Source organism: Atribacteraceae bacterium, assembly GCA_035477455.1.
Lineage (GTDB): Bacteria > Atribacterota > Atribacteria > Atribacterales > Atribacteraceae > DATIKP01.
This window is the reverse complement of sequence record DATIKP010000069.1, coordinates 1-25,015: the sequence shown is the minus strand read 5'-3', so window position 1 is coordinate 25,015 and position 25,015 is coordinate 1. Positions and strand designations below refer to the sequence as shown.

Sequence of the window (25,015 nt, the reverse complement as noted above, 5' to 3'; positions counted from 1 at the left end):
AATCAAGATTCCTTCTGCAAACTCATTCTTGGTGCTCTGTAAAAAAACGGTGATGGGGATGTTCGGAGCCGCAGGGCACTGACTGGCTACTCCTCGCTAATGCTCGCCTGTTTCTGAACCGGCTCCCCAACCTACGAAATTATCTGGAAAACTAGCGAAAAAGGGAGTTGATCTATCAATTTGTGGGAATAAGTGATAGAATGTGGAAAAAGGTGGGTGTTTGGAGAGTCCCCATGTTTCTTGGTCATCATCAGCGTTCCATCGATAACAAGGGCAGAATCATTATACCAGATGATTTCCGTAAAAACCTCTCGGATACGATCTATCTCACGCGGGGGCTGGAAGGGTGTATCTTTGTCTTTATCCAGGAAGAGTGGGAACGCCTGTATCGAAGCATAGCTTCTCTACCCCTTACCAGAGAGGAAGGTCGGAGTTTTTCCCGGATATTTTTGGCCAACGCCGCTTCAGTCAGTCCCGATCCCCTGGGACGGATCATGATTCCCCGGCCGCTCCGAGAACGTGCCAACCTGAAGCGGAAGGCCATGGTAGTGGGTACGGGAACCCGCATTGAAATCTGGTCCGAAGAGGGATGGAACCGCTACTCCACAGAAATGGAAGGACGGTATGAGGAAATCGGTAAAGGCTTGATGGATACCGGCATATGAATAAATACCGCTTTCATCGGCCGGTCATGACTGGTGAGGTTTGCCGCTGTCTGGCACACCGTTCGGATGGAATTTATGTGGATTGTACGGTGGGGGGAGGTGGTCATGCTCGTGCGCTTTTTCTTGTTCTTTCGGGGAAAGCCCGCCTGGTAGGCATCGATCGGGATCCGGACGCTCTTGATGCGGCACGCGGGTGGTTAGATCCCTTTCGTTCCCGGTTGACCTTGATCCAGGGTTCGTTTTCCGACATTGACCGGATTCTCGATTCCCTGCAAATCACGCAAGTTTCGGGAATATTATGCGATTTGGGCGTATCCTCACGGCAATTGGATACCCCGCATCGCGGGTTTAGTTTCCGGGAGGACGGTCCGTTGGATATGAGGATGGATCCCGGTCAGACGCTGTCCGCCGGTCAGGTGATCAACACGTTTCCGGAACGAGAATTGGCAGACATTCTATACCGGTATGGAGAGGAAAGAAAATCACGCCGGATTGCCCGTTCTATAGTGCGTTACCGGGAAAAAAAGCCGGTGGAAACCACTGGGGAATTGGCCGGAATTATCCGCCGGGCACTGGGATGGTCGCGAGGAAAAATCGATCCGGCCACCCGGAGTTTCCAGGCGATCCGTATTTTCGTCAATCATGAACTGGAAGAACTGAGGAACGCCTTGGAAAAGGTCCCTGCTTTACTCGAGCCGGGAGGGAAGATCGTTATCCTGAGCTACCATTCATTAGAGGATCGTCAGGTAAAAACTTTTTTTCGGGGGGACAGCCGTTTGGTTGTCGAAACCAAAAAGCCGATTCTAACCGGAAACAATGAAATCAAGGAAAATCCCCGGAGCCGGAGTGCCCGCTTGCGGGTGGCCCGGAAGGCACCGGTACCAGAGGGGGAGAAACCGTGACCAGAGTGTATCAGATTCTATTTCTAATGTTCGTTCTGTGTATGTCTTTGGCCTATTTGGCGGTTCAGGCTCAACTTGTCAACCGGTCATTTCTTTTGGATATGAAAAGGGGACGCGTGGAAAGTCTTTTGGCTGAGCGGAACCGATTGGAGGTGGCTATCGCCCAGGCGGCCTCTCTGGATCGGATCGGGGAAATTGCCACAAACCGGTTGGGCATGGTTCAACCAACAGAAACCATATATCTAGCTTCCGGAAGCACGCTTCAAGCGGAAAGACAGGAACCGGAACAGCATATCGCAGCCAATATTGCTGATCGAGTATTGCAGCAATGAATTCGAGAAAATTTGTCCACCGGACAAATTTTCTGGTCTTCCTCCTCTTCACGTTCTTGTTTTACATCGGGTTTCGTTTGTATACCGTGCAGATCACCTATGGTGACGTCTACCGGCAACGGGCAAACCTGATCAGAATGCGGGTCGAAGACCTCGTTCCTCCACGGGGTAAAATACTCGACCGGCACAATGAAGCCATTGCCAGGGATTTCGAGGCTATTTCAGTCTATGCCCTTCCTTCTCTGATTGTCAACCCTGAAGAAACCGCCAAACATTTGGCTCGCATCCTCACTATGGATCAAGAAGAGTTGTTTGTCCGTCTGAAAAGCCCGCTCAGTTTCGTTTGGATACAAAGGAAGGTCCCGCTCTATTTGGAAGAAGTATTGCGGAAGGAGAATTTACCGGGTATTGAGTGGCGGAGAGAGAATATTCGCTTTTATCCACAAGCGCCCCGCTTGAGTAATCTCGTCGGTTTTGTCGGGACTGACCATCGGGGGTTGGAAGGAGTCGAATTTACTTTTGACCAGGAATTGACGGGGGAAGTCGGCTTTGTTACCTACGAGCGTGACGCAACCGGTCGGGAAATACCCGGTAGTACCGGCTTTTTAAACCCGAAACCGGGGAATGACGTTATTCTTACTATAGACAGTTCAATCCAATTTTTCGCTGAACGCGCGCTGGATCAGGCTATGGAGAGCACTAAGGCCAAAAGGGGCGTGGTGGTGGTCAACGATCCCCGTTCCGGTGACATACTGGCCATGGTGGCCCGGCCTACCTTCGACAACAGTCATTTCTGGGCCTACGATCCCGATAAGTGGAGAAATTTGGCCATCGGGATGGTTTTCGAACCGGGTTCGACGGTCAAACCGCTGGTGGTGGCCGCCAGCCTTGAAGAAAAACTGACTCACCCTCAAGAAGCGTTTTATTGTCCGGGCCATATAATGGTGTATAATCATCGAATGCGGGATATCAATGCCCATGGCGATCTGAAACTGGAGGAGATTATCGCCGACTCGTGCAATGTCGGGGTCATACAACTGGCGCAACGGTTGGGAGAAGAACGTCTCTTTCGCTATCTCAAAGATTTTGGAATCGGCGAACCTACCAAGCTTCCTCTCGAGGGAGAGGAAAGTGGGCTGTTGCGCCCTTTTCGGGAATGGTCAGCCCTTTCGATCGGTGCTGTTCCCATCGGGCAGGAAATGTTGGTAACGCCTCTTCAGCTGTTAAAATCCCTTTCGGCGATCGCAAACCAAGGGGTATTGATGCATCCCCGGATTGTCCAGCGGGTGCAAACCCTGGATGGTGAACCGGTCAGGGAACATCTCCCAGCGCCGGCTGGCCGGGTGATCAGCGCCGATACAGCGTGGCTCGTATTGCACATGATGGAGAAGGCCGCAGAAGAGGGAACCGGTAAAAGGGCGGTCATTCCCGGATACCGGATCGGAGGAAAGACAGGCACCGGACAGAAAATCGGACCGGACGGCCTTTATATGGCGGATCGATTTGTTTCGTCCTTCGCCGGTTTTTTCCCTCTCCCCGATCCCCAGATAGGCATTGTCGTTGTTCTGGATGAAGCGCAAGGCGCGTTTTATGGAGGCGAGATCGCCACACCGGTGTTTCGGGATATCGCACAGAATGTTATTAATTACCTGGGCATTCCGTCTCAGGATGCAGAGGTTCGGATCTATTGAATATACGCGAGATAACAAGCGGATTAACGGTTCTCGGGAAAAACCGGCAAAACGGGGATTGTGAGGTACGAGGGCTGGCGGCCGATTCCCGTCATGTACGTCCGGGATATGTTTTTTTTGCCCTCCCCGGGGCAAATACCGATGGTCACCTCTTTTTGAACGAAGCGATTGACCGGGGTGCGGTGCTGGTCGTCATCCAGGATCGGAATTCGATTCCAGAAATTCAAGACCACGTCCCATATATCCTGGTTTCCAATGTTCGCGAGGCGATGGCCCATATTTCCACGGTGTTTTACGGTCATCCGTCCCGGAAGATGCACGTGGTGGGGATTACCGGTACCAATGGCAAAACAACAACCTGTTTCTTACTGCACAGCATTTTTGAAGAGGGCGGATGGCCATGCGGGCTGCTGACGACCGTGAAGAACTTGATCGGCAACGAGGAATACGAGTCGGTCAATACCACCGAGGACGCCTTGAGCGTCTCGTCCCGACTTGACGCCCTGTTAAAAAAAGGTATTCGGCACACGGTCATGGAGGTGTCGTCGCATGGGCTGGCTCTGGGCCGGGTGGCGGAGATTCTTTTTGATACCGCGGTGGTCACCAACTTGGTCTCGGAACATTTGGAATTTCATGGGACATACGATCACTATTTCGCGAGCAAAAAAAAGCTTTTGTCCATGGTGGAAGCGAATCGGGAAAAAACTACCCCCCCCCTCGTCGTCGCCAATGGGGATGACCCCGAAGTAATGCGAATGGCCGGCGGATACAATGTCCCTCTGATCACATTCGGTATCGAGCGGGGGGTGGATGTCCGGGCGGTAAACCCGAAACACGCCTTCGACCGGACCGAATTTACCGTACAAAGTCCCTGGGGAACGTTCCCGCTCCAGATCAGCCAGCCCGGTCTCCACAATGTATATAATGCGCTGGGTGCGGTGAGCGTTGCGCTGTTTTATGGGTTGACCCAGGAAACGATTGCCCGGGGGCTGGCGTTAACCCCGCGGGTCCCCGGGCGGTGGGAACGTGTCCGCGCCGGTCAGGATTTTGAGATCATCGTTGATTTCGCCCATAACTGGCACGCTCTGGAGAAGAGTCTTTCCCTGGTTCGTAACCTGACCAGCGGAAAAATCATTAGCGTTTTCGGCTGCGGTGGAGAGAGAGATAAGCGGAAAAGACCGTTGATGGGAGAGGCTGTTGCCCGGTGGAGCGATCTTTGTATTCTCACCACCGACAATCCTCGCCATGAAGATCCAATGAGCACCATTAACGACGCCTTGGAAGGCGTATGCAAGAAAGCCGGGGTCAGGGCGGTGGAGTACCGGGCCATCGTCGATCGAAGAGAAGCGATCCGTCAGGCTTTACAGGCTGCCGGGCCGGGAGATATTGTTTTCCTGGCAGGCAAAGGTCCGGAACGGAGCCAGATTTTTGCTGATTACAGTATCAACCACAATGATTTAGAAATAGTGCGATCATTTATTCAGGAGGGGATCCATGCGGTTCAAACCCGGAGAGATTGAATCTCTGACCGGGGCGACGATGGTTTCTCGTGGTTCAGCCGGATTGTTTGCCAGGATTGCCATTGACAGCCGGGAGTGTTCCAAGGATACGCTCTTTGTAGCTTTGCGGGGCGAGAGAACCGACGGGCATAACTTCCTTACTGATGCCTGGAAACGGGGAGCCGCCGGGGCTTTGGTGGAAAAGGACGGATGTTTTCTGCCGGATTTTACCGTTTTTCGTGTGACGGACACCGAAAATACCCTGAAAAATCTGGGGAAAGCGTGTACCGGTCTTCTCCAGGGTACTCGCCTGGCTTTTACCGGCACAGTGGGGAAGACGACGGCCAAGCGCTTCTTTCAGGAGTTACTTTCATCCCGCTTCCAGGTCGAGGCCACTCCCCGCAGTTTCAATACCGTTATAGGTATGGCGGTCTCCCTGTGTAATTTCTCGGTTACCAGCAGTTATTACCTTTTGGAAGCGGGTATCAATCACCCCGGGGAGATGGCGGAATTGTCATCTCTGGCCCAGGCGGAAATAGCCATCTTCACTCCCTTTGGAGAGGGCCATTTGGAGGGCTTGAGAGATGTGGAGACGGTAGCCAGGGAAAAAATGCGTTTGGTTTGCGGGAAAACCCGGCGGGTGTACCTCTATACCGGCAACCGGTGCTTTGCCAGTATCCGGGATCTTGCGAAGAGTAACCGGCCTGAAATAGTAACTTTCGGTGGTCCCGACCACCCCTCATCCCATATTGTCCTGGAAGAATTCACCTTTGAGCCGGATACCGTACGATCACGGTTCCAGTTGCGAATCGGTCGGGATCGGCCTCTCTTCCGTTCGAAAATTGTCAGCCCGGAAGTGGCGCTTCTCCTCGGACCGGCCGTTCATTTTGCCCTTGAATGCGGGATCACCCTCCCACAGATTGTGGAACGGACGGAAGCCATGGTTGCCTCACCTGGCAGGGAAACCCTGACCTGGATCGGTAACGGAGTCGTTATCGATGATACCTATAACGCAAATCCCCTCTCGATGAAAAAAGCGATTCATCTTCTAGACGGTTTTCGGCAGAAAGGCTATGAAACCTGGGCGGTCCTGGGGGATATGCTCGAGTTGGGCGATGCCTCTGATCGGGCCCATCAGGAGCTAATACGTTTTCTTCTGAAGTTGCGGATCGACCAGGTCATTCTCCTGGGCGCTGTATTTCATCGGGCGGCCGACCAGGTCTTGTCCGGTGATGCGGCGGGGCAGGGAGTGTTTCTGGTTTCATCACACGCTGAGGGAACCGCCATCTTTCGTGAAAAACTGGCCATTTCCCCGCGCAAATGGGTAATTCTTTTTAAGGGTTCGCGGGCGATGGAGATGGAACGGGCGATACCGATGGAGTGGAGGAGCCCGTGATGGGATTCACTCATCTGCGGGATGGCTTTACGGCGTTTCTCCTGTCCTGGGCGATCGGCTTGGTGGTGTTTCCTTTTTTTATCAACTGGCAGAGGAGACGGAGCTTGGGTCAGAAAATAAAAAAAGAAGGCCCGAATCTGCATCTTCACAAGGAGAATACCCCCAGTATAGGTGGGATGGTTATCGTCTTCTCCATCGTTCTGACCGCTCTTTTCCGGAAAGAATGGATGGGAGCCTGGGTTTTTCCCGCGATCGTTGTCGTTTCGTTTACCGCGATCGGGTTTTTGGATGATTATTTCAAGAGTTTTCTGGAAAAACCCTGGGGTATTAAAGCCCGTTTCAAATTTCTTGCCCAGGTGGTTTTCTCCGGGATGGTCATGGGCTGGATGGTGCAGAATCTTTCTCCCGAAATTAGCCTCCCGTTCACCCAGATTACCCTCACCCTATCCAGACCCCTCTTTTTTTTGTTCGGTGTCTTTGTGCTTTTGGCGTCAACGAACGCCTTCAATATTTCCGACGGCTTGGACGGTCTGGCTGGTGGGTGTGGCATAATTTCTTTTCTTTTTTGGGGATGGTTTTTCTTTTTGACCGGCAATCCGGGAATGACGGCTCTTAATCTTTCGATAGCCGGCGCGCTTTTCGCCTTTTTATGGTTTAACGCCTGGCCGGCGAAAATTTTTATGGGAGATTCCGGTTCTCTGGGATTGGGGGCTCTTCTCGGGTTTATGGCCTTGGCTTCCGGCCAAACCCTCCTCCTGTTGTTTTGTGGATTCGTCTTTGTTCTGGAAACACTTTCCGTAATCATTCAGGTGACATCGTTTAAAATTTTTGGAAAGAGAGTCTTTCTCATGAGTCCACTGCATCATCATTATGAATTGCGAGGATGGAAGGAACATCAGATCACTTTGCGTTTTTGGATGGTCCAGGCCTTGGGAGCGGTGATTGCGGTCCTGGGAATTAGAGGATAAGTTGGTGCCCGATTATATTGTCATTGGATTGGGAAACACAGGCCTCAAGGTGTCACGGTTTCTTCTGGATCACGGCGAGCGGGTTTTTGCGGTCGACGACAACCTTGCTCCTGAGGCGATCCCTGCGGAAATCACCTCACATCCCGGATTTAATTTCATTCCGAATGACCAGTGGGGTCGTCTCGTCCGCCATCCTTTCCATGAAGGAATCGTCAGCCCCGGCGTACCTGGTGATCATTCTCTCGTCAAAGCTTTACAAAGCCGGGGAATCAGCTTGATCAGCGAGATTGAGCTGGCTTCCCGGGTTCTGTCTTTTCCGCTGATTGGCATCACCGGATCAAATGGAAAGAGCACCACCGTTTCCCTCGTCGGTGCGATATTTCACGAGGCGGGAATCCCGGCTTTTGTGGGAGGGAATTTGGGGACCCCGTTGTTGGAGGCCTGCCTTTCAGGAACTCGCTACGAGTGGGGAGTGGTGGAGGTTTCCAGTTTTCAACTGGAAAGAACCTATACAGCCCGTTTTCATCTGGCCGCGATTCTCAACGTTTTTCCCAATCATCTCGACCGGCATCGGACAATGATCAATTACGCGCTCACCAAAGCCCGCATATTGAATAATCAGTGTCGGGAAGATTTCACTCTGATCAATTCCAGCAGATCTTCCTGGCATACTCTTTTTTGCCGCTTGAGCCGCTCGAGGATTGTGCCCTTTTCCACGCAAGGACGGCTTTCCGAAGGGTTTTTCTACGATGGACTGATCATCAGGGAACAATGGTGTGGTCATCGCTATTCTCTTTCGACTCAGGCTTGGAAATTGCCGGGACTCCATAACCTGGAAAATCTCCTCTGTGCCGTTGCCACAGCCCGGACAGCTGGGGTGGACATTCCTTCGATTGAGCGGGCGCTGGGGCGCTTCAGGGGCCTGGCGCATCGTTTGGAACCGGTGGAGGAATACAATGGAGTTCTGTTTATCAACGATTCGAAGTCGACGACCCCGGCGGCGACCCGGGCTGCGGTCGAGTCGATCGCGGGACCTCTGGTTCTATTGGTGGGCGGCCGGGCCAAATTGCCGGATTTCTCTGAATTGAGTGCTGTCTTGACTCAGGACAAGATCAAGGCGGTCATTCTTTTCGGAGAATCGGGAGATTTGCTCAAAGAATTTATCCCGGGTGAACTTCTCTGTTGCCAGGTTCACGACCTCGCAGAGGCTGTACAGAGGGCCCGCCTGATCGCCGGTATGGGTGATGTGGTCCTTCTTTCTCCAGGATGCGCCAGCTGGGATCAGTACCGGAACTTTGAAGATCGGGGAGAGCACTTCCGGAGGTTGATTCATGGTTGAACTGCCTCAAGCCCCTCTCCATCGTTTTAAAATTTTCCGGATGGAGAAAGTAAACTGGGAATGGTGGTGGGATATTGACCCTCCCCTCTTCTGGTCGACGCTCATCCTGCTCAGTTTGGGAATCGTCATGGTTTTCAGCGCCAGCATGACGACTGGGCTGGATCTCTTCGCCGATCCCTTCTTTTTTTTGAAAAGGCATCTGGTAGGGCTTGGAGTATCCCTTCCTTTTTTTGTGGCGGCCAGCGTATTCAACTTGGAGTTGCTGCGGCGTCTGAGCCGTAAGTTGCTCGTTTTTTCCTTTATCCTGCTCATTCTTGTCTTTGTCCCTGGCATCGGCCGCGAAGTGGGCGGGGCATACCGCTGGCTCGCCATTGGATTTCAGCCCTCAGAATTGGCGAAGTTGAGTGTCATCCTGTACATGGCCGATGCCTTGGTCCATTATCGGGACCGGGCTCAGGACTTTATATACGGTGTCGTTCCCTTTCTGCTTGTCGTCGGGGGAACGTGCCTGCTGGTTCTTCTCGCACCTAGCCTGGGGACCGCCTTATTTCTTGTGATCATTGCCTTTCTCATGCTTTACCTGGGTGGCCGACGTATTTTTCACCTTTTGTTGCCGGTGATTATCATCATTCCCACCGTTTTTTTCCTGGTTTTTTTCAGTGGAAACGTTTACTGGAGAGCCCGGGTCGAATCCTTTCTCAATCCGGAAAAAGATCCGCTGGGGAAGGGTTTTCAAATCATTCAATCTCTGATCGCCCTGGGATCGGGAGGCATTTTCGGTCTGGGACTGGGGGAAAGCCGGCAGAAATTTTTCTATCTCCCCGAACGGCATACCGATTTCATTTTTGCGATTATCGGTGAGGAATTCGGTTTTGTGGGCACCCTGTCCATTCTCGTATTATTTGGCGTTATCCTCTGGAGAGGCTGGCGGATAGCCGTTCAGACCCAGAATGAATTTGAGGGACTTCTGGCCATGGGTCTCACGCTCAGCATCTTTGTTCAGGCAACGATCAATCTGAGTGTCGTCCTCAAAATCATACCCATTACCGGAATCACTCTACCTTTGATGAGTTATGGCAATTCATCGCTGCTTATAACCCTGATCAAGATAGGCATTCTTTTCAATATCGCTTCCCGGAAAAAGGGTAATGTCGGATGAGACGATTCTATATTTGTGCCGGCGGTACCGCAGGTCACATATTTCCCGGATTAGCCGTTGCCGAAGAACTCCAAAAGGAAGGTGTGCTCGCAGTCCACTTTATCGGAACCAGGAGGGGTATGGAGGACCGGTTTATCGGCCAAGCCGGGTTTCCTCTTCACTACATCTGCGCCCGGGGTTGGGACCGGACGCTTGGATGGTCTTTTTTCCGTATGCTTCTACTTAATACCATCGGGTTTTTCCAGGCCTTCAGGTTGATTGCCGCGCAGCGACCTTGCGGAATTCTCTGTATGGGAAGCTATGTTTCTTTGCTCATCGGATTCTGGGGTCGGATCTTCCGTATCCCCCTTTTTGTCCACGAACAAAATGTACTGCCGGGACTGGCTAATCGGGTTGTTTCCCGGTGGGCCAGAAAAATTTTTATTTCTTTCGAGGATTCATTGGCATATTTTCAAAATCAGGATACAATTTCCCTGACGGGGAATCCGCTGAGGAAAACCGTTCGAGAATGGAGAGGGAAACAAGAGGAAGCCAGAGCTTTCTTCGGCTTCAAGCCTGACCTTCGTACCGTGTTTGTCATTGGCGGCAGCCTGGGCTCTTCCCTGATCAACCGGGTTTTTGCGGAAGTATGGCGAAACTGGACTGGTACTCCCTTTCAGGTGATTCATACGACCGGAAAGGAGGAAGGCCGGCCCCTTGGGCAGTTTGTTGCGAATGATCCCGGCCGGTACTTGGTATTCGATTTTCTTCCTGATCCAGGAGCGGCCTATGCCGCAGCCGACGTTGTGGTTTGCCGAGCTGGGGCCAGCACGACCTTTGAGGTGGACTGGTTTCAACTTCCCGCCATCATGATCCCCTTCGAAGGGGCGACCGAGAGTCATCAGGAATTGAACGCGGGCTGGCTTCGGAGAAGACAGCCGGTAGAGGTATTCGGAGAACGGGAATTCAATCCCATCAACCTGGCCCGGGCGCTTGAGCGGATGTTTGCCCTCAAGCGGGAATCGTGGAATGGTCAGGAAGGCCGACAAGAAGCTGCCGAACTCATTGCCAAAGCCATTGTTGAGGAATTACAGAGGGGTTAACCGGTCGGGGCCCGACGGCATCGAACAGGAAAATGAATGATTAAGCGGTTATATGTTGAACCTAAAACCATCGGCGAAAGAGAGCGGCGTTACTCTGGTGCCGGGAGTCCTTCATGAGCCCGGAGAGGCCTTCTGTATCAAGGTGGTTATAGTACATGCCTGTATCACCAGGGAACTGGTATCCGGGTCGTTGCGTGGCCTAATCCGGCTTGGTGTTCGAAGCGCGACCCTCTCTAGCCCGCGGAGCCCGAAAAATGTGTCCGGGGGGGAAGGCCGCTTTCCGATAGGTGGCCGAGCCGGCCAGGAGGAGAGTCTTCCCGGGCATCCTTATTGAAATATGAGCCTTGCTCACATGGTACCCGTTGATGATCTGGGTTCAAATAAGTGTATTCCGAGTGTTTGACATCATCTTAATGTGTTAGGAGGAATTGCATTGGAGAGAGAGACCCTCAGCTTACCCCGAGACCTCTTTTTCATTGGTATCGGGGGAACCGGTATGAGTGGTCTGGCGCTCATTGCCCGGGGAATGGGTTACCGGGTGAGTGGTTCGGATATAACCGAGAGTGAAATGACCGTACGCCTGCGGGAACGGGGCATTCCTGTTTATGTCGGGCATTGTCGGGAAAGAATCCAGCGAAACGGAGCGGTGATTGTCTCATCGGCGATACCTGCGGAGAACGAGGAGTTGTGCGCGGCCCGTGAGTTAAGACTCCCTATTGTTCATCGAGGCGTGATGTTGGCATCTCTCCTCAACCGGAAAAGAGGCATCGCCGTTTCCGGAACCCATGGGAAAACGACCACCACCTCGTTGATATCCCTCCTTTTGGAGACGGCAGGGCTTCAGCCGACCGTCCTCATCGGTGGTGAACTGGAAGATATTGGCGGAAACGCCAAGATAGGAGAGAGTGATCTTTTTGTAGCTGAAGCCGACGAGAGTGACGGATCGTTTCTGAAGCTGAGACCTTATTGTGGCGTCATAACCAACATCGAAGACGATCATCTCGAACATTACGGCTCCATGGACAAGGCAGTCGAAGCTTATCAGATCTTTCTGGAGCGTATCAAACCGGGAGGGCTGGCCGTGCTTTGCAAGGATCATCCTAATGTTCGAACCATCATTCCCACCAGGAAGCGTTCCTTTCGGGTGTTGACGTATGGTATGACCGAGGAAGAACTGGATTGCCGCGCACTGGTCCTCAGGGAAAAACAACGAGGGTACGCCTTTCGAGTGAGTAACGGAAAGCACAGTCTGGGAGATTTCGAGACTAATATTCCCGGACTCTTCAATGTCCTGAATGCCTTAGCCTGCATTGCCGTCGGTGTGGAGCTGGAAATCGGTTCATCCACAATCAGGGATGCGATTGCTTCGTTCAGCGGAGTCAAGAGGCGGTTTGAGTGCATTGGATTCTATCGTGGTACACAGGTGGTGGACGACTACGCTCATCACCCCACCGAAATGGAGGTGGTTCTCCAGGCTGCCGTCCATCAGACGGCGGGACGCCTGGTGGTAGTCTTCCAGCCACACCGGTATACCCGCACCGGCAGGCTGTATCGGGAAATGGCGCAGATGCTGGGCAGCGCTCATCGGGTGCTTATACTTCCCATCTATCCGGCGGGAGAAAGGCCCGTTGAGAACGTCACATCCGAACTCGTCTACCGGGCGATGAAAGAGAAAGGTTATGATCAGGCCTTTCTCTCGGAAAGCCTGGATGATGCCGTTCGAATACTCGAGGAATGGCTGGAGCCCGGCGATCTCCTGATCACGATGGGAGCGGGTGATGTGTGGAAGGTAGGCACCTGCTTGTGTGGGAAGACCTGATTCTTCTCCGTCGGGAGCTTGCCAAGACGCAGGGATGGGATTTCCTTCCCGAACCGGAGATGCGTTGTCTCACCACCTGGAAAATCGGCGGCAAGGCTAAAGCCCTGGTGAAGGTTCGATGTGTCGAGGCCCTGAACCGTCTCATCGCCTTTCTTGATCGGCGGGGAATTACCTGGCGCATCCTTGGTAAGGGATCGAATATTCTCGTCGATGATCGGGGGTTCAATGGCGTTGTAATCATCCTGGAAGGAGATTTTGCCCAGCTCGAGTTGGTTGGTTCATGTGAAATCGAGGCAGGATCGGGAACCCGCTTGATTAAACTGGTGAGCCTTTCTCTCTTCCATGGTTTGACCGGCGTGGAGTTTCTGGTTGGGGTGCCGGGAACGATTGGCGGGGCATTGTTGGTGAATGCCGGTTGTTTTGGCCAGGAAATCGGTCGCCTGGCCAAACAAATTCTGGTCAGGAATGGTGATGGTACAACGCGGTGGCTTGAGCAAGAAGAGGCTGGATTTACTTACCGTCATTCGACCCTACGTCTGAAGCGCCATGTTATTCTCAAGGCCCGTTTTCATTTGCTACCCTCTCCGCCGGAAGCTGTCCGAGAGAAAATCAGGAATTATAATTTGTTACGGAAAAAAACTCAACCTATCGGCTATCCTTCTGCCGGGAGTGTTTTTAAAAATCCAACTGAAGATTATGCCGCCAGGATTATCGAGGCCATGGGGTTTAAGGGTATTCGGGTCGGGGACGCGCAAGTTTCGACCAGGCACTCGAATTTTATTATCAATCGAGGACGGGCCACGTACCGGGAGGTTCATTTTCTGATCGAATGGATACGAAGCGAGGTTTACAGGAAAAGGGGAATCATCCTGGAAAATGAAATAGAGGTTTGGTAATGGGTCTTAACAAGGTAAAAATATTTCTTCGTATCCTTTTTTTTTATCTCGCCCTGGGTCTTCTCTCCTGGATGATTTTCTTTCTGCTCATGCGTAGCGATTTCCTCAGGATTCAGGAAATTACCGTCACCGGGAATCACCGATTAGCGACAAGCTTGGTTATTGAAACATCTGGAGTGCTTCCCGGAGAGAATATTTTTGGCATCCGGGCCTGGGAAGTGGAAAGAAGATTGGAGAGAATTCTTGAGGTCCGGGATGCACGAGTGAAAAAAGTGTTTCCACGGGCATTGTTGATCGAGATCGAAGAGCGGGAGCCCTTTGCTGTCGTGGTGATCGGTGATGTCACGTATTGTGTCGACCGGGATGCGTTTGAAGTGTCCAATATTCGTGAGGAGACCGCCTCACTACCCCGCATCTGGATGGATTATTATGATTCCGGAGCCCTTGCCGATGCGTTGGAAATGATCGATCTATGGAAAGAAACATTTGAAACGCCCCTGACGGAGATCCGGGTCGAAGATCGAAAGTTATTTATTTTGAATTTGTATAATGGTATATTTATTAGGAGCGAAGGACCGCGTAATCTGCAAGATAAAGCGGCCTTGCTCGCACCACTTTTGCGAGAGGTACAGATTAAAGCTCTCCAGGTGGGAGGTTTCGATTTGAGAATGAGACGGGACATCGTCTTGATTCGAAACGAAGGTGAGTCTTTTTGAAGGTTTTTAAATATATTGACGGAAACCCTGCGGTGGTTGCAGCGGTGGATGTGGGCACGAGTAAAATCTGTACTCTGATCGGACGATCCCAGGGTGAGGGTATCGAGATCCTGGGAATCGGCCTGAGTGCTTCCCAGGGTATTCGCAAGGGTAAAGTGGTGAATGTTGAAAGAACTACCCTGGCAATTCGGGATTCTCTCGCGTTAGCCATGGAAGTTGCCCGCCGCGAACCGAACGTGATTGTGGCCGGGGTTTCCGGAGATGCAATTTCTTCGTTTAACATAGAGAACGAAGTGCTTATCAGCCGGGCAAGCCGGGAGATTACCGAACGGGAAATGGAGAAGGTGGTGGAAAGTTCACGATCCCGCATTCCCGGTGAACAGATACGGATTATCCACTTGATTCCTCAGAGTTTTTCCGTGGACGATCAACATGGAATCGCCGACCCGCAGGGGATGGTGGGGAGTAGTCTCGGGGCCCGGATTCATGTGGTTACCGCTCAGGAAAGCCATATACAAAACTTGCATAAGTGTTTTCTCGATTCGGGGCTGGAGGTAGCCAACTTTATCTTTCAGCCCTATGCCTGCGCGCAGTCGGTATTGACTTCGGTGGAAAAGGAAGCGGGAACTTTACTGGTCGATATTGGCGGCGGAACGACGGATATGGCTATGTTTTTTGATGGAAGTATCTGGTTTTCCGGGGTCATTCCGCTGGGAGGAGAACACCTGACCGCCGACCTTTCGGTTGGTTTACGAACTTCCCGTGACGAGGCGGAAAAGATCAAATTGAAATACGGCTCAGTTTTCAGTAAGCTTGTCTCACCGGATGAGATGATTGAAGTGAAGGATATGAGCCTCTCGTCGCTGAAAACGATTCGCCGGAAGTTTGCCTGTGAGATTATCGAAGCACGGATAAAAGAATTGTTTCTCTTGCTCCGTCGGCAGATAAAGGCTTCTGGTATGGAGCGTTATTTGCGGGGAGGGGTTGTCCTGACTGGTGGATCATCTCTGCTGGAAGGAATCAACGATTTTGCATCGACGATGCTGGATTTACCGGTCAGAGGGGGGTATCCAGATGGACGACAGTATATTGGCATGGTGCAAACCATTTCGAACCCGATCTTTTCCACTGCCTGCGGCTTGCTGGAACAGGCCTTGTCCGCCAAGGGAAGTCGGAAAAAAACACGGCCTTTTATCGAAAGTTCCTTTGGCAGGGCCCAGAAAATGTTTGATTGGTTGCGAGACTTTTTCATGATGGGATGAGATGGAGGTAGGTCGAATGGTTTCCGATAAGAAAAAAAGCCAGCGTGATGGAGTGGCGATAAAAGTTTTAGGCATTGGCGGAGGCGGTGGCAATGCCGTCAACCGGATGGTTGAGTCTGGATTGCGGGGAGTCGGGTTTGTGGCCATGAACACCGACGTACAGGTATTACGATCCTCCAAGGCGGAAACGAAGTTGCAGATTGGCAAAAGATCGACCAGGGGATTGGGAGCCGGGGCGAATCCGGAAACCGGCCGAAAGGCAGCCGAAGAAGATCGAGACGAAATATTCCGGATTCTCGAAGACACCGAGATGGTTTTCGTGACCGCCGGTATGGGTGGAGGAACGGGAACCGGCGGTGCTCCGGTCATCGCCTCCATTGCCTGTGAACTGGGAATTCTGACCATTGCCGTTGTGACCAAGCCTTTTTCTTTTGAAGGACGGAAACGTTCCAGTCAGGCGGAAGCGGGAATCGAACAGCTCAAGGGAAAAGTCGACACCTTGATTGTCATTCCCAATGATCGGCTCTTGCAGATCAGTGACCGTACCACCTCGCTTGGGGAAGCCTTCCGCATGGTTGATGATGTACTCCTGCAGGGCGTTCAAGGCATATCCGATCTGATCAACGTCCCGGGAGTTATCAATCTTGATTTTGCCGATATCCGCACCATCATGGCCAATGCCGGGACGTCCTTGATGGGGATCGGCCGGGCCTCGGGGGAGAATAAGGCGGTCGAGGCGGCGAAAGCCGCTGTTTCCAGCCCCCTTTTGGAAACGTCGTTCAAAGGAGCCCGCGGGATTCTGTTCAACGTCACCGGAGGGCCGAACCTGGGTCTTCTTGAGGTGAACAAGGCGGCGGAAATTATCTGTGGCGCCGCGTCCGATCAGGCGAATATCATTTTTGGAGCGGTGATCGATGAAAAGATCAAGGACGAAATAAAAATCACGGTGATCGCCACCGGTTTTGAGCAGGTGGATGCTTTGGAACCCGACGACAATCCTAATGGAGTCCACGATAGATTTTCATTAGACGACCTCGATACCCCGGCCTTTATGAGAAAAAAATAAGCATGTTTCCCGTTGGCCAGGATGTTTTGCTCCGGGAAAGAGGCCTTCGGCTGAGAGCTAAGCAGGGCAACCATTTCTTTGCCTTGGTATTTCCCGGACCCTATGCCTTGGGAATGGCCAATCTCGGCTTCCAAACCGTTCTCTCCCTGGTGTACGGCTTAGTCGGCTGGCGGCCGGAAAGGTTTTTTTCCGACAGTGGTCCACGTTCCCTGGAAAGTCGGGCGGAGTTGTTCTGTTTCCCGATCATCGGCTTTTCCCTCTGTTATGAACGGGACCTGCCGACTTTAATTTCCATCCTCTCCGCAGGCCGGGTGAAGCCTCTGGCCCTCCATCGGGAACTTGCTGATCCACTGGTAATTGGCGGCGGTGCGGTACCGACACTGAATCCCGAAATCGTCGCGCCGTTTGCCGATGTGGTTATCGTCGGTGAGAGTGAAGAAACTCTGCCCAGAGTATTGTATATCTGGCAGACGATGCGGGAACGGGTCCGAAACAAACCGGATCTGCTGACGGCCTTGGCCGAAATCGAGGGAGTATACCTGCCGTCTCTCGTCAAACCGATCTACCGCAAAGGAACCCTCGGCGGGTTCGAAAGCCGGTCCCCGCTTGTCTTACCGGTAAAGCGCCAGTGGGTCGATGTAGAAGCCCATGAATGCCGGACTTTTATCTACAGTCCCCATACCCATTTTCGTAATACCGCGCTGGTCGAGATAAGCCGGGGTTGCAGTTACCGGTGCCGCTTCTGTGCCGGGACGGTCATTTATCGGCCGCTGCGTCCTCGCTCCACCGACTTGGTCGGAGCGATGTTCCGCCAAGTACTGGCTTTTTCCGGAAAAGTCGGTCTGGTCGGTGCGGATATCCTGGCCCATCCACAACTGACTGGGATTCTTGATGACGCGAAAGCGCTCCGCCTTTCCACGACTTTTTCATCGCTTTCCGCTCAGACACTCTGGGAACGAAAGGACCTTTTGGACAGCTTGGCGGCTGGAGGAATCCGTACGGTAACCCTGGCACCGGAAAGCGGAAACGAAGTCACCAGGAAAATACTGGGGAAAACACTCGACAACCGGCAATGGATTGAACTCGTGGATCATATATTGAATACAAGGCGGATGAACGTTAAACTATACTTCATGTTGGGAAAGCCCTGGAGTGGGCCGGAGGACGATCTCGATTTTCTTTCCGGTCTTACGTCGGACAATCGACCAAAGGGGAAAATTACTGTCTCGTATAGTTTTTTTGTTCCTAAGCCGCTCACTCCGCTGGCCGATACGGTTGCTTTGCCATTCTCACGGTGGAAGGAAGAGCAGCGGATTTTTGAAAAAGGACTGAAAAAAATTGGTTTGGCCTTTTCCGGGGAAAGTCCCCGTCAGGCTTGGGTTGAATTGATTCTGGCCCGGGCTGACCGATTGTTGTCAGAACAGATACCGCGCTTTGTGCGGGATAGTGGAGATTCCACGGTGAAAACCTGGAAAAGCCTGCTGGGAGGAATCGGGCGGGACCTGTGGGAATGGCCTCGTTCGCCTTGGTCTGGAGAGTTTCGTCCCTGGCAGGTCGTTTGTTCCGGTATCGACGAGGAACACCGGAAGGGGGAAAATGAACGGGGGGAGCGCGCTGAGGCCGCCGGACGTTGCTTTGGACATGGGTGTACTGAATGCGGAGTGTGTTCGCGATGACCCTAAGGGTTGCGGAGAATATTGATCGGATCCGCGAAACTATCGAAAGAAGCTGCCAGCGCAGTGGAAGGAAAAGTTCCTCGGTGGTAGTGTATGCGGTTGCGAAAGGCGTGGAACCGGAAAGAATTCGAGAGGCAGTGGAGACCGGAATACACGAGATCGGGGAAAACCGCCTGCAGGAAGCCGAGCGGAAAATGGTGCACCTTTCCGGATCACCGATCCGCTGGCATTTTATCGGCCGCCTGCAAACCAATAAAGTCAAAAAAGTGATAGAATTGTTTCACTCGGTTCAATCCCTTGATGCACATAAACAGGCGTTGGTTATAGAGAAACATCTCGATCGCTTCGGTATGGTCAGCTACCCGGTTCTCCTTCAGGTCAACTTGACCGGAAGCCAAAACCAGGGAGGTGTTGCCGCAGAAGAGGTTATCCCGTTTCTTGAGAAGTTGCAGGATATTCCTCCGATTCGGGTGACGGGGCTGATGACTATTGCTCCGTTTGTGGGCACAGAATCTCTCGTGCGAGGTTGCTTCCAAAGACTGCGGGATCTTCTGGAGAAAGTCAATCGGATGAGGGTGACCGGCGATCACCCGCTCAGGGAGTTGTCTATGGGAATGAGTGACGATTATGCCCTGGCTGTTGAGGAGGGGGCGACGATTGTACGCTTGGGAAGAGTATTGTTCGGTGAAAGGAGCATATTGTGATTCAAAATGTCCTGATTCTTGGTTGCGGTAATATGGGTGGCGCTTTGGTCAGAGGGTTATGTCGGGAAAAGCGTCTCCGCAAAAACCGGTATTTCCTGTATGACGTTATTTCCGAGCGGGCTTCGGAACTGGCTGCCGAGTTTGATCTCGCATGGGCACCACATCTGGAGGAGATACCTTTCACGCCAACCATTGTCGTTCTCGCATTCAAGCCGGACGATCTTTCGGGAGCGGGCATCCACCTGCAGCGGTGGCCGGAGGCCATGTTCGTTTCGGTTCTGGCCGGAGTCTCTCTTAGTGATCTCGCGAGTGCGCTCGCCGGGGCAAAACGAATAGTCCGGATCATGCCCAATCTTGCGGTTGAGGTAGGCGAAGGGATTGTCCCCGTATGTTTCTCGCCGGATATGGAACAGGACCGCAAGGAGGATTTTCTTTTTTTTCTGTCGACCCTGGGGTGGATTTTTGAAACTGAAGAAAAACATCTTGCCTCCTATACTGCGCTCAGCGGAAGCGGTCCCGGCTTTGTCTCCATGTTTGTCGAGGCTCTGGCCGATGGAGGAGTCAGTATCGGGATTCCCTGGGAAACGAGCCTGAAACTGGCCCTGCAAACTGTGTGTGGTACCGCGTTTCTTCTGAAAGCGCGAGGAAATCACCCGGGGTTACTGAAGAATCAAGTCGCTTCACCTGGCGGAACGACTATTGCTGGGATACGCCGCCTGGAAGAAGGGGGACTGCGGGCTGCAGTAATGAACGCCGTTGAAGCATCTTACCGGAAAACCGGCATGTCCGGTGGTGAGAGGCGATGCCGATGACCATTAAACCGGAAGAAATTCTTGATTACGAATTCAGCCGGGTGTTTCGTGGGTACAGCGAGGCGGAGGTAAACGAATTTCTGGAAGAATTAGCCGAACAGTGGGAGGAAGTACTGAAGGAACGGGATAGGTTGATCCAGGAAAGAGAGGACCTGAAAAAAAAGCTCGCTGAACGACAGCAGCATGTAGAGAAACTGGAGTTCCATCTCGAGGATTGGAAAATGCAGGCCGAGGTGGAAAAAGAATTGGCCCGGCGGGAAGGGCAAATGGTCCTGCGCGAAGCCCAGCAAAGATCTCAGAGAATCGTCGATGAAGCCCTGCGTAAAAAGAAAGAGATCGAAAATAGTTGGACGGAACTCCAGAATAAATACAACGCCTTTCTTGTCCGTTTCAAATCCCTTCTGAATTCCTTTCTGCAGGGGATGGAAAGAAAAGAAAGGGAATTCGACCTACCCTTTGACGAAAAACCACCTCACAACGGTAACCCGGCTCAACACCCGGGAAGAATCGTTTCCGGCGACGTTGTTCCGGAAGAAGACGTGACCAGTTTTTCACTGGATGACTTTCAAAACGATTCACGTTTTTCTGACCGATGATCATCTTGCGTACGAAAGCATTGTCATTTCTTCTCCCATTTATCGGTGCCCTCGTCCTTGATCAGGCGACCAAGTGGTGGGCATCACGTACGCTTATCCATCGATCCATCACGGTTGTTGAAGGATTGTTTGAACTGAGATTGGCCTTCAATATCGGGAGCGCTTTTGGTCTGGTTTTATTGAATCCTTTGTGGTTAGGGGTTCTGACGGTAGCCGTAAGCCTTTTTTTTCTGGGGCTGATCCCCCGGGTTCCCCAGGCTGGAATCTCATATTATGCCGGAACAGGGCTTTTTCTCGGTGGTGCCTGGGGGAACCTGCTGGACCGGTTTCGATGGGGGCACGTCATTGACTTTTTAAATCCCTCTTTTTGGCCAACCTTCAATGTGGCCGATGTTGTGATTATTGCCGGATTGGTTCTGGTCTTTCTCAATTTTTGGCGGTTGGAAACCACCTGTGAACAGCGAAAAGATACAGGTGTATGACGAGGCCTTTTGCCGGCTCGATTCCTGGCTTGCCCGCCAGTATCCGGAGATTTCGCGAACCCTACTGGGACGGATCATTCGGGAAGGCCGGGTAACCGTCAATCAACATTTGACCAATAAAGCCGGGAAGAAAGTCATCCCCGGTGATCTGGTCGAGGTCTGTTGGCCGGAAGCGGATCGTCAGGCTCCCCCCGCGCAAGCGATCCCCTTGGATGTCGTTTACGAAGATGAGGATATTCTGGTTGTTGATAAACCGGCCGGGATGACCGTTCATCCCGTGTCGCTCTTTCAGCGGGACACCCTGGTAAACGCCCTTTATGGGCTGGGTATTACCCTGGCCGATTATGGCCGCCCCTTGCGGCCCGGCATTGTCCAGCGTTTGGACCGGGATACCTCGGGGATTATGGTTGTAGCCAAAACAAATACCGCGTACTTGTCTCTGGTGAAATCATTCAAGGAACGACAAGTTGAGAAATGGTATCTGGCGGTTGTCGAAGGGTGCTGGCAGGCTAAAAACGTCGTTGATCTACCACTGGGCAGGAATCAGGCGAAACCCTGGTATATGGAGGTGAAACAAAGAGGGGGGAAGGCAGCCCGTACCTTGGTCAAGCCCCTGATAACCGGCCCGGCTTTTTCCCTTCTTTCCGTACGACCGACAACCGGACGTACCCACCAGATTCGGGTACATCTTGCCTCGCAGGGTTTTCCGGTGGCCGGCGATACGGTATACGGGACGAGAACGCCGGTCAGCGGGTTATCCAGGCACGCTCTGCACGCCTTCCTACTGAGCTTTCCACATCCCCTGACCGGTGCGCGGGCCACTTTTTCCGCCACATTGCCCGAAGATCTGAAGCTTCTTCTCGCACGTCTGAGGGAAGAGCACCGAAGGTCATGAATGGTTATCCAACAAGACGAGTTCCCGTGGCCGGGTAGGCTCGACAACGAGAGTGCGCTCGTTGCGGAAGGTCACTTTTCCCAGGTTACCACTGGGGACGAAACGCACATGCTTGACCCTGGTCATGATGACCTCGGCTCGTGAGGAGTTTTTTGCGGAAGACAAAGAAGCAGCTAAGCGGGCCGCGTGAAGAAGGTCGCTTTCTGGGTTGAACTGGAAATTGACTATCTTCAAAATAACATGCGAACCGGGCAAATCCCGGACATGAAACCAGTAGTCATTCCGATTCGCCAGGCGGTTGATCAAAACATGGTTCTCCCGGTTATTTTTCCCCACCAGGATTTCATTGCCTAAGGGAGTTCGAAAGCGCTGCGCTCTCCCCCCTATGGACCGATCATCCGATGGAGTTGCAGTGCCCGCCAGGCTCGTCCCTTCTATGAAACCCGTGTGTAGTGATGTTCGGATTAGGGATTTTTTTTTCTGGATTTTTTCCAATTTCCCCTTCAATTGTATGTTGCGGAGCACGGCCTTCCGGTATCGCCGAAAATAGCGCTGCATGTTATGACTGATAGTGAATCGGGGATCGAGTTCGATAACCACTTCCTCCCGCTGTTCGGATAGCAGGTTGGAGACCCGCAGTTCGTGCAGGTTCTCCGACTTTAAATTTGAGTGGATTTTCAGGAGTTCACCTTTGAGTTTCAAGTTTTTGACTTCTTCCTCCGGCAGGAGAAGCGAGTGGACTTTTTCCTCTTCCCGGTGAATATAGTCTAATTCTTTCCGGATGTATCTCTGGAAGCGGTTTTTTTCCGTTTCCCGAGTCTGCCATTCACTTTCGGTCTTTTGAAGCGCTCGTACTGCTTCGTTGAAGGACCAGTAAATCCCGGCCTCCGGAGGCGGGGCGGCAGAGGAATCGGCCCAGGTAAGACTCAAGGGTCTTTTTGAGTGCGGGTCGCGGAGCAGGGCCACCTGGTAGGTTCTTTCCTGAAGTGGATGAACGAATTCCCAAAGGATAGCCTGGATTTGTGACAGCGTAGCATCGGGTTCCCGCTTCATCCGTTCAGCGATCCAGCGGGCGAGACAGGGACCGATACCATCCACTGTTTTAATCAGCCAGTCGGGGATTTCCTCGGCGCGGGGAACCGGGAGTGCGCCCGCAGGGGACTGATTGGTGAAGTCGAGGGGGTTAATGCGTTCTCTTTTCTGGGGAGGGAGCTGATAGGGTTCTCCGGGAGTGATGTTTCGGAAGCGGCTCTCTTGGTTGGAAACTGTTCGCAGGGCTCCCAGGACGGTTTGTTGTTCGTCGGGCAACGTCAGGATACAGTTCGCGTTCCGACCGGTCAACTCCAGGATCAGAGAAAAAGCGGTGTGCTCTCCCCACAGGCTGTGATTTCGGACGGTCAACCTAACGATCCGGTCCCAGCCGACCTGCTCGATGGATTCGATTCTTCCGCCGCCGAGGTATTTCGCCAGGAGTTGTTCCCAACCCGAGTGGGTATTTTTTTGCCGCGATGATCTTTCCGGATCAAAAAAAAGGGCGCATTTTTCCGGATGGCAGGCAAGCACCAGCCAGCCGGCGAGGTCTTTTTTAGAGAGCTGTAGCCGGGTTTCCCGATGGTCACCGGTGACAATTCGCTGTATTCGGGAACCCAGGCAAAGCGGAGTGAGTTCTTCGACCAGAAAACGCAGGGGGAGTCCTTCGAGTGTTCTCATTTTGGCTTCGTTGACAGAATAAACATTATTCAATAATATAGACCCAGAATAGAACGTTGTAAAGGGGCCGACTTATGAACAGTATGACCGGTTTTGGTTACGCAGAGGGGAACGGAGCTCTGGGGTATTATCGGATAAACCTGAAAAGCCTGAACCACCGATTTTGTGATGTCCATATACGACTGCCGCGGGAACTCACCCTGTGGGAGGAAGCCATCGTTACTTTCCTCCGTGAGCGGATTTCACGGGGGAAAGTCGAAATAAAAATATCTTTCGAACCTCATGCCGAAGCTTTTTCGGTGGTTCCGAACAGCGCTCTGGCCCGCTCTTATCTCGAAGGCATTCGGATGATCGCCAACGAACTCGATCTTCCCTGCGAACCGAGTATTGAGCTATTGCTCAAAGTTGGTGAAATTATCCAGCTCAAAAAAGATGATCAACGATGGCTGAGCGAGTGGGATCGTTTTTTCCCGATTCTCGAGGAAGCCTATCAATACTTTAATGCGTTCCGATCCAACGAAGGTTCCCGTCTTCTGCAAGACCTGGCCGGGCTGCTTGGGTCTGTTCGAAGGTTCACTGATTCGGTGAGCGGGTATGCCTCAACGACGAAGGAACACTATCGAAATCGCCTTGTGCAGCGTCTGGAGGAAATGCTCCCCTCTACGCCGGTCAACGAGGGTTTGTTGGCCCAGGAACTGGTGTACTATGTTGAACGAAGCGATATCCATGAAGAAATTGTCCGGTTGCGGACCCATCTTGACCGGATGGAGGGCCTGTTCAAGAAGAACCATCCCCTGGGGCGGGAACTGGATTTTATTCTCCAGGAGTTGAACAGAGAAATCAATACCCTTGGTTCCAAGGCCGGATCGGTAGATATATCATCCTTGGTCATCGATATGAAAACAGTCCTTGAGAAAATGCGGGAACAAATCCAAAACGTGGAGTGACCTATGTCTGGTCTTCTGTTCGTGATATCTGGTCCTTCCGGGGTAGGCAAGAGCACCCTGCGTAAAACCGTGATATCCTGTTGCGACGGACTGAGGTATTCAGTCTCAGTGACCACCCGCCTCCCCCGGTCTGGAGAGCGGGAAGGACTTGATTATACGTTTATAGATAACGAAACCTTCGAACGCATGAAAAAGGAACACGCCTTCCTGGAATGGGCAAAGGTCCACGGAAACTATTACGGGACACCGCGGAAACCAATCGAAGCATGGTTGGCTCAGGGGTGTGATGTGATTCTGGAGATCGATATCCAGGGCGCGCAACAAGTTCGCTGGAGTTTTCCGGAGGGGGTGTTTGTATACATCGCCCCTCCTTCCCTGCAGGTTCTTGAAAAACGGTTGCG

At 52.4% G+C, this 25,015-nt stretch carries 25 protein-coding genes; 24 read left to right on the top strand and 1 reads right to left on the bottom strand.

Annotated features, from left to right (window positions below; all coding sequences use genetic code 11):
- Window positions 1-200 precede the first annotated feature (200 nt).
- The 22 genes from mraZ (at window position 201) to VLH40_04120 (ending at window position 21,957) form a co-directional block, all read left to right on the top strand.
- Window positions 201-665, top strand: coding sequence for a division/cell wall cluster transcriptional repressor MraZ (gene mraZ / locus VLH40_04225; protein HSV31215.1), 465 nt, complete (start codon window positions 201-203; stop codon window positions 663-665).
- Window positions 662-1,567, top strand: a complete 906-nt coding sequence (gene rsmH / locus VLH40_04220) for a 16S rRNA (cytosine(1402)-N(4))-methyltransferase RsmH (GenBank protein ID HSV31214.1) — start codon at window positions 662-664, stop codon at window positions 1,565-1,567. The genes mraZ and rsmH overlap by 4 nt, the downstream gene beginning before the upstream one ends.
- On the top strand, window positions 1,564-1,899 hold the full coding sequence (locus VLH40_04215; GenBank protein HSV31213.1) for a hypothetical protein: 336 nt from the start codon (window positions 1,564-1,566) through the stop codon (window positions 1,897-1,899). Before rsmH ends, VLH40_04215 begins: the two co-directional genes overlap by 4 nt.
- Entirely contained in the window at window positions 1,896-3,590 is a 1,695-nt protein-coding gene (locus VLH40_04210; GenBank protein HSV31212.1) for a penicillin-binding protein 2, read from the top strand. Before VLH40_04215 ends, VLH40_04210 begins: the two co-directional genes overlap by 4 nt.
- Window positions 3,587-5,110 carry a UDP-N-acetylmuramoyl-L-alanyl-D-glutamate--2,6-diaminopimelate ligase gene (locus VLH40_04205; GenBank protein HSV31211.1) on the top strand — a complete coding sequence of 508 codons (1,524 nt, stop codon included), beginning with the start codon at window positions 3,587-3,589 and terminating at the stop codon, window positions 5,108-5,110. The genes VLH40_04210 and VLH40_04205 overlap by 4 nt, the downstream gene beginning before the upstream one ends.
- Window positions 5,085-6,485, top strand: coding sequence for a UDP-N-acetylmuramoyl-tripeptide--D-alanyl-D-alanine ligase (gene murF / locus VLH40_04200; GenBank protein HSV31210.1), 1,401 nt, complete (start codon window positions 5,085-5,087; stop codon window positions 6,483-6,485). The genes VLH40_04205 and murF overlap by 26 nt, the downstream gene beginning before the upstream one ends.
- Window positions 6,485-7,453, top strand: coding sequence for a phospho-N-acetylmuramoyl-pentapeptide-transferase (gene mraY, locus VLH40_04195; protein HSV31209.1), 969 nt, complete (start codon window positions 6,485-6,487; stop codon window positions 7,451-7,453). Before murF ends, mraY begins: the two co-directional genes overlap by 1 nt.
- A 4-nt stretch (window positions 7,454-7,457) precedes the next feature.
- Window positions 7,458-8,792 (top strand): UDP-N-acetylmuramoyl-L-alanine--D-glutamate ligase, encoded by a 1,335-nt coding sequence (gene murD, locus VLH40_04190; GenBank protein ID HSV31208.1) that lies wholly within the window; start codon window positions 7,458-7,460, stop codon window positions 8,790-8,792.
- Window positions 8,785-9,951, top strand: coding sequence for a putative lipid II flippase FtsW (ftsW, locus tag VLH40_04185; GenBank protein HSV31207.1), 1,167 nt, complete (start codon window positions 8,785-8,787; stop codon window positions 9,949-9,951). Before murD ends, ftsW begins: the two co-directional genes overlap by 8 nt.
- A complete protein-coding gene (locus VLH40_04180; protein HSV31206.1) occupies window positions 9,948-11,033 on the top strand; it encodes a UDP-N-acetylglucosamine--N-acetylmuramyl-(pentapeptide) pyrophosphoryl-undecaprenol N-acetylglucosamine transferase in 1,086 nt (361 codons plus the stop codon). Before ftsW ends, VLH40_04180 begins: the two co-directional genes overlap by 4 nt.
- Before the next feature lie 52 nt (window positions 11,034-11,085).
- Window positions 11,086-11,367 carry a hypothetical protein gene (locus VLH40_04175; GenBank protein HSV31205.1) on the top strand — a complete coding sequence of 94 codons (282 nt, stop codon included), beginning with the start codon at window positions 11,086-11,088 and terminating at the stop codon, window positions 11,365-11,367.
- Between the two features lie 99 nt (window positions 11,368-11,466).
- The gene (gene murC, locus VLH40_04170) at window positions 11,467-12,852 is read left to right on the top strand and encodes a UDP-N-acetylmuramate--L-alanine ligase (protein HSV31204.1); all 1,386 of its coding nucleotides are present in this window, start codon (window positions 11,467-11,469) and stop codon (window positions 12,850-12,852) included.
- A complete protein-coding gene (gene murB, locus VLH40_04165) occupies window positions 12,816-13,748 on the top strand; it encodes a UDP-N-acetylmuramate dehydrogenase (protein ID HSV31203.1) in 933 nt (310 codons plus the stop codon). Before murC ends, murB begins: the two co-directional genes overlap by 37 nt.
- Complete coding sequence (locus tag VLH40_04160) at window positions 13,748-14,464, top strand: FtsQ-type POTRA domain-containing protein (protein HSV31202.1); 717 nt, start codon at window positions 13,748-13,750, stop codon at window positions 14,462-14,464. Before murB ends, VLH40_04160 begins: the two co-directional genes overlap by 1 nt.
- Window positions 14,461-15,726 carry a cell division protein FtsA gene (gene ftsA, locus VLH40_04155; GenBank protein HSV31201.1) on the top strand — a complete coding sequence of 422 codons (1,266 nt, stop codon included), beginning with the start codon at window positions 14,461-14,463 and terminating at the stop codon, window positions 15,724-15,726. Before VLH40_04160 ends, ftsA begins: the two co-directional genes overlap by 4 nt.
- A 16-nt stretch (window positions 15,727-15,742) precedes the next feature.
- Window positions 15,743-16,792 (top strand): cell division protein FtsZ, encoded by a 1,050-nt coding sequence (gene ftsZ, locus VLH40_04150; protein HSV31200.1) that lies wholly within the window; start codon window positions 15,743-15,745, stop codon window positions 16,790-16,792.
- Window positions 16,793-16,794: 2 nt separating this feature from the next.
- Window positions 16,795-18,468 (top strand): radical SAM protein, encoded by a 1,674-nt coding sequence (locus tag VLH40_04145; GenBank protein ID HSV31199.1) that lies wholly within the window; start codon window positions 16,795-16,797, stop codon window positions 18,466-18,468.
- Complete coding sequence (locus VLH40_04140) at window positions 18,465-19,172, top strand: YggS family pyridoxal phosphate-dependent enzyme (protein HSV31198.1); 708 nt, start codon at window positions 18,465-18,467, stop codon at window positions 19,170-19,172. The genes VLH40_04145 and VLH40_04140 overlap by 4 nt, the downstream gene beginning before the upstream one ends.
- A complete protein-coding gene (gene proC / locus VLH40_04135; protein HSV31197.1) occupies window positions 19,169-19,984 on the top strand; it encodes a pyrroline-5-carboxylate reductase in 816 nt (271 codons plus the stop codon). The genes VLH40_04140 and proC overlap by 4 nt, the downstream gene beginning before the upstream one ends.
- The gene (locus tag VLH40_04130) at window positions 19,981-20,580 is read left to right on the top strand and encodes a DivIVA domain-containing protein (protein ID HSV31196.1); all 600 of its coding nucleotides are present in this window, start codon (window positions 19,981-19,983) and stop codon (window positions 20,578-20,580) included. Before proC ends, VLH40_04130 begins: the two co-directional genes overlap by 4 nt.
- A 5-nt stretch (window positions 20,581-20,585) precedes the next feature.
- Window positions 20,586-21,062, top strand: a complete 477-nt coding sequence (gene lspA, locus VLH40_04125; protein ID HSV31195.1) for a signal peptidase II — start codon at window positions 20,586-20,588, stop codon at window positions 21,060-21,062.
- Window positions 21,034-21,957: an RluA family pseudouridine synthase gene (locus VLH40_04120; protein ID HSV31194.1), complete on the top strand. Its 924-nt coding sequence runs from the start codon at window positions 21,034-21,036 to the stop codon at window positions 21,955-21,957. Before lspA ends, VLH40_04120 begins: the two co-directional genes overlap by 29 nt.
- Here the strand turns inward: VLH40_04120 and VLH40_04115 are convergent.
- Window positions 21,952-23,667, bottom strand: a complete 1,716-nt coding sequence (locus VLH40_04115; protein HSV31193.1) for an NFACT family protein — start codon at window positions 23,665-23,667, stop codon at window positions 21,952-21,954. The two genes, VLH40_04120 and VLH40_04115, sit on opposite strands and share 6 nt — an antisense overlap.
- A 74-nt stretch (window positions 23,668-23,741) precedes the next feature.
- Between VLH40_04115 and VLH40_04110 the strand changes: the two genes are divergently transcribed.
- Window positions 23,742-24,614, top strand: coding sequence for a YicC/YloC family endoribonuclease (locus VLH40_04110; GenBank protein HSV31192.1), 873 nt, complete (start codon window positions 23,742-23,744; stop codon window positions 24,612-24,614).
- A gap of 3 nt (window positions 24,615-24,617) precedes the next feature.
- Window positions 24,618-25,015 (top strand): guanylate kinase (gmk, locus tag VLH40_04105; protein HSV31191.1); only part of this gene is annotated, 398 nt, incomplete at its 3' end.